This window comes from Micromonospora sp. NPDC050695 (genome assembly GCF_040654415.1).
GTDB lineage: Bacteria > Actinomycetota > Actinomycetes > Mycobacteriales > Micromonosporaceae > Micromonospora.
In genome coordinates, this window is sequence record NZ_JBFAHZ010000090.1 from 1 (window position 1) to 11,847 (window position 11,847).

Here is an 11,847-nt window from a genome sequence, read left to right on the forward strand (position 1 = left end):
ACTTCGACGTCATGCTGATGATCTCTCCTCAGAACCGTCCAGGAAGAGTATCCCCTGGTAGACGAGCTGTCTCACATCAGCGTGACAGGGAGGGGCCCGGCCGGGTGTCGACGGCCTGCGCGCCTGCTACGCGGAGACAGTCGTTGGGAAGAATGTGTACACCCGGGGCCCGAACCACGACCCCGGCAGCCCGACCGATGTACAAGCCGAAGTGCTGGTCGTTGCGCCGGTGCCAATGTCGGCGATCCGTGCGATCGTGTTCCCCAGCAAGGCAGCAGCAGAAGAGGAATACGGACGTTTGGACCGCTTTGGTGTAGCCCCGCCCGGGCACGCGAACTACGTGATCTCACCCGACATGTTCAACAAGTGGAAGATCACCGACGCTGTTCAGAACAGCCAATACTTCAGCGAGACCCCCTGGTCTCCCAAGGCGGCATGATGACTGGAAACACCCGCCTGAACGCGCAGGTCGCGACAGGCATGTTCCTGGGCGCCGCGGTCGGCGACGCGCTCGGCTGGCCGCAGGAACCCCGTGGCGGCCTGGTCGGCGGCCAGAAGGAGCGCGACCGCGCCAACCCGCAGATGGCCTTCCGCAGCTGGATCCGGCACGCCGGTCACTACTCCAGCCGCTACCGCGACCCTGTCCAGCCAGGCGAATACAGCGACGACACGCAGCTGCTACTCGCCACCGCCCGTGCTTGCCTTGCCGGCGACCGCTGGTGGCAGCGGCTCACCGAGGCCGAACTCCCGACCTGGCTGCTTTATCAGCGCGGCGGCGGCGGAGCAGTACTGCGCGCTGCCGCCGCATGGGCTTCCGGCCGCCCACCCTGGGACGCTGGAAAATCGGCCCGCGCCCAAGACGCACTGGCCAGATACCGCAACGCCGGTGCCAACGGCATCGCTATGCGCATCGCCCCCCACGTGCTGTGGGCCGATACCCCTTGCGCCCTCATCCAGCGTGTCGTGCATGACGGCATCACCACTCACGGGCACCCCCGAGCCTTGGTCGGCGCACTCGTCTACGCCTTCGCTCTACGACACGCCGCCCAGGCACAAGCCACCCACGGGTTCGGGGACAGCATCGAAGCCGCCGCCGGCGGCCTGATCGACGCCGACCAGATCCTCCTGGAACTGCCTGCAGGCTGGGCCACCAGCAGCGAGCTCGATCAGTTCGCCGAAGCCTGGCGCGACACCAACAAAGAAACACAGCAACTGTTGGAGATCATCGCGGATTCGCTACACCAGGGCGCCATGAGTAATCCCGAGACCACCCTCGAACGAATTGGTTGCACCGACCCCAAGGTCAACGGCTCCGGCACCGTCACCGCGACAGCCGCCATCTACCTGGCAAGTAGATTCGCTGCCCGCCCTCAAGGCGGCCTGCTAACTGCGGCGTTCCTGCGCAAAGCCGACACCGACACGCTGGCATCAATGACCGCCGCGATACTCGGGGCTCTGCACGGCATCGACTGGCTCGGCGATCTCGCGCTCACCGTCCAGGACGCCGCCTACCTCACCAAGATTGCCCAGCGCAGCCACGCGCAACTGGTGGACCCCGATCAGTGGCCGAACCTTCCGCCACGTCACCTACGCGATGAGCTGCAGTTCACGTTGCTCACCGCACACACCAACAAGGGTTTTTCGAAACTGCACGAGTTCCCTGACGGGCGCCGTTACCGCATCGCCGACCTCGATGCGCTCGACGACCGCGTCTTCCGCGCACGACTGCAGCTCAGCGACGGTCAGACCGTCCTCATCGACGCGCCGGTACCTCATTCCCCATTACCCCGCGCCGACGAACAGCCCGCCACACGCCATGACACCCCGGATGTGCACACGGCAGGCAACCCCACAAGTGCCATCGACTCAGCGAACGAAGACGCAAGACCGGAAGCATCTGTTATCCTCGTCGCCCGGAGCCTCACCCGGTCGGCGGCGTTCTACGCTCAGCTCACCGGCCGCGACATCCCCGTACGCTCCGGCACCGCCCACGTCGGCCCAGGGCTACTACTTCAACAACAGGCCGCGGACACTCCGATCGACACCGCATCGGTCAGCGTGCATATTACGGTCGGCCTACTTGCCGACGTGGCACGACGGCTCGGACTGGAGACCGAACGCAGGGCGAACGTCCTCGAAGTCAAGGACCCAGATGGGCGCACCGTGCGGGTCAGCCAACACCACACGCATGCCCAAAGGGACATGAAGTCAGAACGTTGAGAGGCCCGGCCGGACAATGTTGTTGTGACAGTAGGGCTGAAGCATCGCAACTAGGGTTGCACCAACGCGAGCTGCAACACCACCGGGCGCTCAGCAGAAACGCCCATCAGTTGGACGGGCCTCAACGCCAGGCAGCGGCCCGGCGCCTCGTTTCTTGCTCCAACAACCTGATCCGCTTCCGCGTCTCCCGCAGCTCGGCGTAATACGCGCCGACCGTCCCGGGCGTGACCCCATTATCCATGTCGGCCTGGCGCAGCCACTTGAACAACGTGGCCTGCTGGACCCTGCGTCGGCACCGGTCGAGCGCGTCGCCGGCCAAGCGGACCACGTGGAAGGGATCCATCACCCCGACCGCGTCAGGGAGCTCTCCGGTGGTGGCGATCTTGAAGCCGCTGAACCCGTCCAGGGCCCGCCACGCTTCGGTGACGTCGCCACGGTTCATGTGGGTTCGGACCAGCGCCCAGCGGGAGTTTTCAGGCGGAGCCGACACCACCACCACCGTCGCGACCAGGGTGCAGCGCGAGGAGCGACTTGGTTGCGACTGTTGGCCGGGCTCGATCAGGAACTGAACCTCGCACCGGATGCCTGCGTCGAGGGGATCTGTGTTGCGACCACGCATGGCAAGATACGCCCGTGCGTCCCCGGCTGTTCCTTCTGTCTGCTGCGGCTACGTGCGCCGCCGTCCATGTTGCAGGCGTCCTGACCGCCCGTCCGGTCTGGCCTTACGCCGAGGTGCTATGTATCGGTTTGCTCCTTGCCTACGCCGTGGTCAAGCGATCGCCGAGTTCCCGCTGGGCGCTCGGAGCAGCCCTCGCGGTCCTGTTTGTGGACGCGGTCCAAACGATGCCGGCAGCTGGCGACAGCGATGGCTACGGCTGGAAGATGCTCGTGCCCGGCTCGGGACGTGAGACACCGTCCGCGTTCGAGTCGGGGCTCGCCCTTTGTTGGCCTTCGTTGATCGCGGCGTTGGTGTTGCTCGTTGCGTGGCACCGCGGTGGCTGGAATCGACAAACGGGGACACCGGCTGTCGTGGCGGCAGTGCTGATCACCGGGTACGCAGCCGTCCGAATTGTCAGTACTTGGCGTACGGTTGCTGCTGCACCCGCGAGAGCGGCCGGGACCGAGGTGGCCGATCTGATGGTGGCCGTGGGCATGGCGGTCCTGCCGCCCCTGGTCCTCGGGATTACCGCGCTGGCGCTCGCCTCGGTGCTCGCCGGCCACGATCGACGGCTCGCCTCGATCGGCGCGACGTTGCTGACCCTCATGGCGCTGCTACTGATGGATACAAGCATTGACATGGTCCCGATGCCCTTGCCTGTAGGCATTGACGTCGGCCTGTTCGACTGGAATGGCATCACGCCCACCCTGTCCATGCCGCAACCAATGTTGGCGCTGACGTCGGTGGTCGAACTGACCGCGTACCTGCTGCTCGTCGCCGGCCTTACTGATTCACCCGGCCTGACGGGTGCGTCACCGGCCGAGGCTTGAGAGCGTCGGCTCCGGCCAAAGACTGGTGGAGCCCTCGCGTGGCTCCAGCGGCCTGGGGGCGGTTCAGTCGATCAACACTCGTCTTGATGGGCCTCGTCGTCGTCATCGTCATCGTTAGGCAAGGGTTCGGTGAACCAGACGCGGATCAGGTACTCCTCGATCCCGTCGTAGGGCGCGAACAGGGTCGTCCATGCCGAAGCCGTTGACGCCGTCATGGGTTCATCCAGACGCCGCAGCGCCGCGAGGGCCTCGGCCCGACCGCGGATCTGCACCTGCGTGGTGTATAGACCGGGTCCGGTCGGGAGGTGGATCCCCCCGATGGAGGTGCCGCTGCCGTCGGCCATTTGTAGCGTGCCACTGGGGCATGTCAGCTTGAAGGCCGAGACGTCGTCAAACCCGGTTGCCGGGCCGGGCGGCCCGTCCCACACTTCCAGGCAGGCTCGTACCTTGAGAAGATCCTGAGCGGCGGTCACGTATACCTCGTACTCCCGCGCCGCGGCGCCGCTCTCGTACGACCGGGCTAGTGCCTCTTGTCCGCCCTCTGCAGCGTCGCATTCCTCATCGCGCACCGTGAAGAATCGGTAGTCGGGTCGAAACAAAAGCTCGTGGTGAGAGATCCGGCTGGTCATCCTTCTCCCTCCGTGCCTACGCTCGCCAGGCCTGTGAGGCCGACCCGGCGAGCGTAGCGCTTATTACGGGACCGTCGTGACGTGGAAGGGGTCGCAGTCGAGTAGCCGCTGCGCCCCGTAGAAGACTTTCAGCTCGTTACCGCCGATGCCGTTGTCGAGACCGGCAATGGGCCGGGCTGAACCGTGCCAGCCCCATGGCTCGCCGGTGGTGAAGCCGCAGATTTGCAGGGGGGTCGTGTTGGCGGCGCCCTCGTAGGTGGTCTTGAATGGGTACTCGTCGCATTCAAGTCCGCCGGTGGTGTACGTCGGCCCCCACACGTCCCTGCAGACCTTTACAGCTGCGTTGTGGTTCGAGTCCTGGTTGGTCTTGTCCATGAGGCGGTGCAGTGGCCGGGAGGAACCGGGTGGGAACTTGCCGATGAAGCTGGGGAACGTCCGGCTGGGGTTGTACAGGGCATCATCGATGTGCCGGGCTTCTTGCCTGGCTGGTCCTGTGAGGCTCAGCGAGAACGTGGGGGTGTGATCCGGGAACACCGTGCCCTTGTGCTTGCCGCCTAGGGCCGGCCCGGCGCTGTCGAAGCGCACCTGGTGCCGAGCAAGGTCCTCAGTCCAGGGGATGGTTCTACCATCTTTGTAGCGAACGCTAAACTCAAAGGTCGGTGTGAAGGCGACGGTAAAGAACGGGTCTGCTCCCACGTCGTCCGGGGAGGTCACCACGATTGTGTCCGCAGTGGGCCGTTCGTACCACTGGCGTATGAGGTCTGTTCGACGTGTTGGCCCTGGGCAGACCAGGTCCGCGCGTTCGCAGCCCCGCAAAGACATTTCCAACTCCATGATGCTCTCATCTAGTTGGGTTGCCATCTTAATGTCTTCCAGGCTGGCGACGTAGTCGACGCGCCGGCTGCCGTCGTAGGCGAAACCGAGGATCCAGATATCGGCCTCGACGAAGCCGATGTACTCACCGTTGGTCTCGCGCAGGTTGATCCGGTAGTTGTCGCGGCGATGGCACTGTTCGAAGCGGCTCAGCGACCAGCCGGTCGGGGTTACCGCCTCAGCTCGCGTTGCGCACTCCTGCTTGAGGTCCAGTTCCGCGAAGGTTCTCATCAAGCCGCTGCCACCTACGGTGGATGCTGGGGCAGGTGGCCCGGCGGCCGATGCAGTCACGGAAGGCGCAACTGCTGTGAGCGCGAGAGTCGCCACCAGGGCGGCTGACGCACACCGGAGCGTGCGTCGCAGCGCTGAAGCTGATGAGAGATGCTTTTTGCGTTGAGTCATGCTTGTCCTTCAGTTTTTCAGACGTTCCGGCAGGTAACTGCAGGGCGGGACATGTGCCCAAACAGGCGTGGAGCAAGGAGCCTTTTGTGGAATCAAAGGCGAGCCGCTAGTTGTAGCACTCGATTTGGCGACCAAGCAGACCTCGGACGTTCTCCCGCCCCTCGCGGTCCTCCGGTTCCGGCTCTGCCCCGGGCGAAGGCCAGTCTGTACGTGAGTCTTGTGGTAGAGGTGGCGTATACGAATGCGCACTGCTGAACTCGAACCTCCACCGTTTTGTATGGCGGCAAGACCACCATCCGGAATGTATGCAGCAACCCCTACGGGTGATCCATCGGTCATGCCTGTAGCCGAGGGTGCTCGCTGTTCGTTAGCTACGAGTATGCCGATAGCGAACGCCTTTCAAATTGAAGCTGACGCTGGAGCCGCGAGGTAAATCAGGGGTCCTGGACAACTGAGGCCGCGATCGAAGCGCGCGCCATTCATCGTCGCATCGATGAGACATAAGCCGTTCTTAACACCTAGTGTGATCCTCCCCCCGGGCGCGGTGATATAAGCGATCACCACCCATCATCAACACTCTTAGTGATGAGTACGTCACGCCTAACGAGAGGGAACTATCGCACGACTAGCGACGGTGATCAATGCAGCCTGAAAGTGATCTTGTCCACAGCAAACAAACCTTGACGATAGGCATTCTTCACAAGTATGGACACTTGCGACGTGGTTCCGTATCGTTCCCGGCTGGACAACGCCTGAATAAACAGACCGTGTGACGTGCAGATACGCGGTCACGTGGCTGGACCAACGTGATTCTTTGACACCGGCCATCCTGCGGGTCACCGACGCTGAGCACGGGACGGGATGTCGTGACAGAACAAGGGGTAGGCCAGGTCCGCCTGAGAACTCCAGCGGGGCCGCATGCCCTGTCGCCGAGCTGCGTGAGCTAACGATGCTGCTAGGCCGTGATTTAGAACTTTGACAGCGCGGATCTCATCACGGGCGCATGTGAGGACGCCTACATGGACCGAACACTGAGTCGGCGGGCGGCCTCGGACGCGGTCAGCGACCAGGATGGCGGTATTCGCTGGGCGCGTTGCGTACGTCGGAGATTCATCGACGAAGAAGAACCTGAAACCGGACCACCATGCCGGTGACGAGGCAGATCGACCTGACGGACGTGCCGTGGGCGGTGCTGGAACGACTGCTGTCTGTCGGGCGTACGTCAGGACGTCCGCCTAAATGGACGAAACGGCAGCTCATCGGCGATATCCGATGGCGGACCCGGGTGGACTCTGGGTCGGGACGTGCCCCCGTTGTGTTGGCCGTGGCAGACGATCTACGGCCTGTTCAGGCATGGGGCCCGAGCGTTCGACCTTGGCAGGCATCCCCGCCCAGGCGTGAGCATGCGGACGATCTCGAGAGTGTGCGCGGGATGTCGCGGGTCCAGTCGACGAGTCGTCCGGTGAAGCCCCGGCTGAGGAAGACGTGTCGGATCGGGGTGGCCATGTACGTGCTGAGCAGAGCGGTCTTGGCACCGTCGCGGTCCTGCCAGCTTGCGCGAGGATGGTCACGGTGTCCAGCAGGCCCAAGGTGTCGGTGACGATGAACCGCTTGCGGCCGTTGACCTTCTTCCCGGCGTCGTAGCCCCGGCTGTCTCGACGATGTCAACCTTCTTCACTGACTGGGGGCCGATGTGTCCCGCCGACGGCTGCGACTCGCGGCCCTGCGGCACCCGCGCCTTGATACGCAGCGCCGCCAGGGGCTTCTCGGTCACGCCAGCGTTCTCGCACCGGGTGAAGTGCCAGTACCCCGCCACGGCGGAAGATCCGCCGAGACATGCCGCCACGGACAGCCAGCCCGCACCACGTACAGGATCGCGTTGACGATCTCCCGACGAGGACGCCTCTCCCGCCGCCCGTCCGTGTTCGGCTCCGGCAGCAGCACCTCGATCAGCGCCCACTGGGCATCGAGCAGGTCCAAGGGATCACCACGATGAGCAGAGACTCGAGCCACCCTGCCCGCCGAAGATCCTCGGCATCACGCCAACACCCCGTCCACAACAGACCTGCTCAGGCGCGCTCTCAGACATCTCAGATCTTCTCAGATCTGAAGGAACTTTCGGAATTCCGGACCACGGCGCCGAGCACCCTCACCAGCGGGCAACGGCCAACGCGCCCAATCCCTCCAATATTGTCCTGATTATCCAATGTCAAGAAGCGATCTTCATGTAAAAACTCACACTTCGACTTTGTTGATTATCCATCGATGATCGTGCCATAGTTTTGGCCGCTACTGAGTCTTGTCTCACTAATCGTATTGATGTGAGAATACCGCGTCGCGTACGCCATCCTGGGGAGGATTAAGTCTAGGTGTTTAGATATACCGTTAAAACGCATTCGCGGCGAATAACCGCACAAATCTCGGTCATAGCCCTAGTTGTCGCCGGGGCTATAGTCTGCTTTGCAGGCCCAGCCTCGGCGGCGAGTTCCGAGGAATTTGCAATTGGCATGTTTGGGCCAAGTGAGCAGCGAGTCCTGGTAGCACGAGGAGAAACTGACGGTTCAGCAGTAGAAATCGCCCCATATGTTACAGAACCGGTGCCAAGCCAGCCCCCGAGCCCATTAGTACAGGCGCAGCGTTGGAAGTTCGAGTTCGTAAGCACCCAGCCATATACGCCGCCGCGACATGTCTACCGGATAATTCATGCAGGTACTGACCTCTGCTTGGGTCGAGCCGCTGTAGGGGATGCGATTCAACTAAGGTCCTGTGCGGCACCGGGAGCAGTTCTCTGGCACACCCAGCTACCAAAACTAGGTGGCGGCGGGATCTGGCTCCGCGACTTGGCGAATCAGGGATGTTTGGATGGGCTGGGTCCATACCAGGACATTCAGGTTGTAACCCTCAACAACTGTTGGGATATCCCGCCAGGGAGCAAGCCCGCCCAGCTTTGGGCTCTGCGGACAGGGCCATTCGAGTGCGCAGCGGAGGGGACCGTGCTCTGCATCCGGCCTCAACAGCCGGCGTTCGGCCTAATGGACATCTGGCAACAAAATCCCATCAGCTACAGCGGTGCCACCCCTAGTGGTATGGCGAATTCGTTGCAGTGGCAGACTTTGGATGACCAAGGCGTTAATAGCCGCTCGGAACGTTTTGAATTCGGTTGGGAATCAAGGTACGACAACCTCCCGGACGATCGCGCATATTGGCTGGAGCAGGACGCAACGTCCTTTAACTATCGAACCCTGGAAGGCGTTCCTGGCGGATCTGGTTCAGACGGACGGCTCCATACCTATATGGTAGTGCCAGGTGAGGGCTCCCAGCTCGAATTGTACTTCGACTTCAACCCAGTCGCCACCACCACAAAGGCCGAAGGCACTAGAATCGGCGAGAGCAGCGGCGGCCTCGTCGCTGAGACCATTGAGGCGGCCACCTTTACAGGTCCGTTCGAGCACCGGATGCAACTGCTGGATGGAAACCACGTTTGGCGGCGCCCCTGGGCGGCGGAGACCTCGACGCGCGAAATATACCCCTGCGACGCTCCACGGAACGCCCCAGCTACGGGGGGCCCAAACACGCCGCCTCGATGCCTCAACGCTTCCATCATCCGGGGGGCGAATGCGACGGTGGACTACTTCCAAATCGATAAACCTTCACCGGCCGCATTGCAGACGAATCCTTCTCGCGTAAACGCTGTCGAAGCAACTGGTAGCTTTAACGGTGTTGACCAGCAGGCGTTGGCAGGCTGTATGGCTTTGGATCCAAGCCACTGCATGAAGGATGTGGCAGGCCTTGCCGCATGTGTCGCGGCGCACAAGGCGTGCAACATCACCGGTTTACCTGCACAGCCCGACCCGTCGGCCAAAAGAACAGCAATGATGAGCGAGAAGCAGGCTTTGCAATTAGCGCGGAAGTCACTAGTAGTTTCCGGTGGTGGATCACTTGCAACCGCCAGCGCTCGCACAGTTTCTGCTGAGGACTACGCTGTTGCAACCGGCGATTCCACCCTCAAAGGCACTGACGGAAATGTGATCGTCGTCACCGGCAACGAGCCAGTGCAGCGCCTGCTTGGCAGACCGACTGAGAGATACCGCGGATATCGGCTTGTTTTTGATACCTTGAGAGGCGCCTTGATATCCGCCTGCCTAGGCTCATGCCCTGGCGCGCGCTAATACTCAAGCAGGAGATCCGTTCAGGTCCGTAGTGGCATGTGGTTTTGTCCGTGGACGCCAAGCAGCCACCGTCGAGTCTCCAAGGTCGTATGGCCTCAAGAGATGCGGCGGTGGCTGCCGCCTATAGGGACTGATGCAAGGCCATTCACGGCACGGCATGGCACAGCAGTAATCCTGCCAGTTCGCGCGGTCATTGTTAAGCGAGTCGCCCGGTCGCCCTCCGAGCCAGGAACGGCGCCGCGACGAGTATTTGGCTGGCGTAGGAGTCCACGGGAAGGCACCGCCGGCGACTGCTCTACGCGAGAGACCAGTCGGCGTCGCCGTCCTTCACGCTGGCGTCGCTGTAGGTGGATAAGTTGGGCGAGGGCCACTTGCCGCCCGGGAAGGACCGGCTGTCCACCGCCTCGCCGTGCAGGTTGACCATGCTACTAGACGCCCATTGCATCCATGCTGGCCGATGGTTGCGGACCCCGTTGAAGAAGATCGGCACTTTGTTTCGGCACCAACCCCGGTGACGCTGCCATGAACAGCATCTTGTCCGGCACCAGGTGCAGCACTCGGCGCTGAGACCGGGGCCAGCCAGTGTCGACGTAGCTGAGGGTCGTCTGCACGACTGCCACCCACGCTCGACTATGACTGGTTCGGGTACGAGGCGGTGCCCACGGCGGTGAAGCACACCGCGGCCACCGCCTCGTCAGCGCCGCAGCCGACACCCCGACAGGTCAAAGGTTCATGGCCTCAAGCCTGTGGGCCCTCGTGATCAGAAAGGCGCTCTGCCGTTGACTCTCCGCCAACGGCAAGGCGTGAATCTGGTTAGCGCCGCGTCCGACCGCGGCGAGCACCTGCTCGGTGAACGGTGCCGGACGCCGCCACAGCGCTCGACGTCGCGGCGGCGCGGTCGCGGCGAGGACCGTGGTGGAAATGCCGACGAGCTCCAGGTGGAGGTCTTCGTAGGTGGCATACAGCGCGACCCGGGCCAGAAGATCCGTGATGGCGGCGTGCGCCTCTGCCTGGCTGCGGACGAGGCCGTCAGCGGTCCGCCGCAGGTCGGCAACGACGCACCGTACCGCGTGCGCGTGGGTACTGCGGTGATCGGTGGCTGCCGGGTCGATATCGAGCAGCACCTGGCCAGCGTCGCAGAAGTTGTAGTCGTCGCGGTGACGATCCATCCGCACCCTGATGGTGAAGTCGACGTCGTCACGATCAGGACGCTTGTCCACGGACACCTCCACGAGCCGGCCGGGGTAAAGCCCGTCGCGCCCGTGCAAGGGCGCGAGAACCCGGTCGAGCAGCCGCAGCCCGCGTGTGGTGGCCAACATCGCGGCGCTGATGACGTGCACCGCGTGCTCACAGGCCCCCCGGGCGGTCACGAGCGGATCATGCCGGCGCAGGTAGGTCTGCCAGTCCGCCCGCTGCGTACCAGCCAGCGCGGCGTCGAGCCACCGAGACGTGCCGGCGACCAACACCAACTTCTGTCGAAGCGCCGCAGCCCCCACCGCCTCCGGTGCGCGGTTGTCCTGATCGACGATGGCATACAGGACCAGGGAAAGGACATCGGCTGCTTGAGCCAACGTCGCCGTCCACTCCGAAGACTGCTGCCGGCCCGCCGCAATAGCCGTAGATGCCAGGCTGGCAGCCACGGCGTCAACGGACCTCCACTGGGCGGCTTCCTCATCGAGCACGACGAAACCCTCTCATAGTTCGCTGCCAGCGAGGCGGTCGCCGACCGGCCAACACCGCATGGCCCACTCCTTTCCTGATCAAGTAACGCTGCACCCCTCGATCGGCAGCTCGACGGGCCAGTGTTCGGTGGGTATCGCGCGGCGGACCGGGCTACGGCCTCGATCGGGGACGAAGGCGCTCGTTCCGCCCGGGGTTGTTGGTGTGGCCGGCGGCGGGACGGGGGACGGCTCGCCGCCGGCCACGTCGGTGGCCTTCTGCTCTGGCTCTTGAGCAGGGGAGGGGCGACCGCAGGGCATTCGCAAGATCGAGCTATGACCGGATATTCGGTTATGTGATAGTCACGCCGGTTCCGGTGGGTACGTAGAAGAGCGCGGCCTTCTGGC

The 11,847-nt window shown here is 63.4% G+C and carries 9 protein-coding genes and 2 pseudogenes; 4 read left to right on the forward strand and 7 right to left on the reverse strand.

What is annotated here, in order from left to right; all coding sequences use genetic code 11:
* The first annotated feature begins 115 nt into the window (after positions 1–115).
* Entirely contained in the window at positions 116–439 is a 324-nt protein-coding gene (locus tag AB0H52_RS30755; protein ID WP_357951774.1) for a DarT ssDNA thymidine ADP-ribosyltransferase family protein, read from the forward strand.
* Complete coding sequence (locus AB0H52_RS30760; protein WP_357951760.1) at positions 439–2,220, forward strand: ADP-ribosylglycohydrolase family protein; 1,782 nt, start codon at positions 439–441, stop codon at positions 2,218–2,220. The genes AB0H52_RS30755 and AB0H52_RS30760 overlap by 1 nt, the downstream gene beginning before the upstream one ends.
* 271 nt (positions 2,221–2,491) lie before the next feature.
* Here AB0H52_RS30760 and AB0H52_RS30765 read toward each other — a convergent pair.
* Positions 2,492–2,629 (reverse strand): annotated as a pseudogene (locus AB0H52_RS30765) (transposase); the annotation flags it as partial.
* Positions 2,630–2,853: 224 nt separating this feature from the next.
* On the opposite strand from AB0H52_RS30765, the gene AB0H52_RS30770 reads away from it, so the two are divergent.
* Positions 2,854–3,708 (forward strand): hypothetical protein, encoded by an 855-nt coding sequence (locus AB0H52_RS30770; protein ID WP_357951762.1) that lies wholly within the window; start codon positions 2,854–2,856, stop codon positions 3,706–3,708.
* Positions 3,709–3,779: 71 nt separating this feature from the next.
* Here the strand turns inward: AB0H52_RS30770 and AB0H52_RS30775 are convergent, their stop codons facing one another.
* From AB0H52_RS30775 to AB0H52_RS30790, 4 genes and pseudogenes are all read right to left on the reverse strand, one after another.
* Positions 3,780–4,337: a hypothetical protein gene (locus AB0H52_RS30775; RefSeq protein WP_357951764.1), complete on the reverse strand. Its 558-nt coding sequence runs from the start codon at positions 4,335–4,337 to the stop codon at positions 3,780–3,782.
* 63 nt (positions 4,338–4,400) lie between these two features.
* Positions 4,401–5,441, reverse strand: a complete 1,041-nt coding sequence (locus AB0H52_RS30780; protein WP_357951766.1) for a hypothetical protein — start codon at positions 5,439–5,441, stop codon at positions 4,401–4,403.
* 1,689 nt (positions 5,442–7,130) lie between these two features.
* Positions 7,131–7,258, reverse strand: a pseudogene (locus AB0H52_RS30785) (IS5/IS1182 family transposase); the annotation flags it as partial.
* 124 nt (positions 7,259–7,382) lie between these two features.
* Complete coding sequence (locus AB0H52_RS30790; protein WP_357951768.1) at positions 7,383–7,592, reverse strand: transposase; 210 nt, start codon at positions 7,590–7,592, stop codon at positions 7,383–7,385.
* Positions 7,593–8,605: 1,013 nt separating this feature from the next.
* Here AB0H52_RS30790 and AB0H52_RS30795 point away from each other — a divergent pair.
* Complete coding sequence (locus AB0H52_RS30795) at positions 8,606–9,781, forward strand: hypothetical protein (protein ID WP_357951770.1); 1,176 nt, start codon at positions 8,606–8,608, stop codon at positions 9,779–9,781.
* A 295-nt stretch (positions 9,782–10,076) separates the two neighbouring features.
* Here AB0H52_RS30795 and AB0H52_RS30800 read toward each other — a convergent pair whose 3' ends face one another.
* A complete protein-coding gene (locus AB0H52_RS30800) occupies positions 10,077–10,205 on the reverse strand; it encodes a hypothetical protein (RefSeq protein ID WP_357951776.1) in 129 nt (42 codons plus the stop codon).
* Between the two features lie 298 nt (positions 10,206–10,503).
* Positions 10,504–11,463: a hypothetical protein gene (locus AB0H52_RS30805; RefSeq protein ID WP_357951772.1), complete on the reverse strand. Its 960-nt coding sequence runs from the start codon at positions 11,461–11,463 to the stop codon at positions 10,504–10,506.
* Between the last annotated feature and the right edge of the window lie 384 nt (positions 11,464–11,847).

What these genes read in the sequence shown, in the direction of transcription:
- AB0H52_RS30760 (WP_357951760.1), top strand. Translation starts at nt 439, where the DNA reads ATGACTGGAAACACCCGCCTGAACGCGCAGGTCGCGACAGGCATGTTC.
- AB0H52_RS30780 (WP_357951766.1), bottom strand. Translation starts at nt 5,441, where the DNA reads ATGAGAACCTTCGCGGAACTGGACCTCAAGCAGGAGTGCGCAACGCGA.
- AB0H52_RS30800 (WP_357951776.1), bottom strand. Translation starts at nt 10,205, where the DNA reads ATGGTCAACCTGCACGGCGAGGCGGTGGACAGCCGGTCCTTCCCGGGC.
- AB0H52_RS30775 (WP_357951764.1), bottom strand. Translation starts at nt 4,337, where the DNA reads ATGACCAGCCGGATCTCTCACCACGAGCTTTTGTTTCGACCCGACTAC.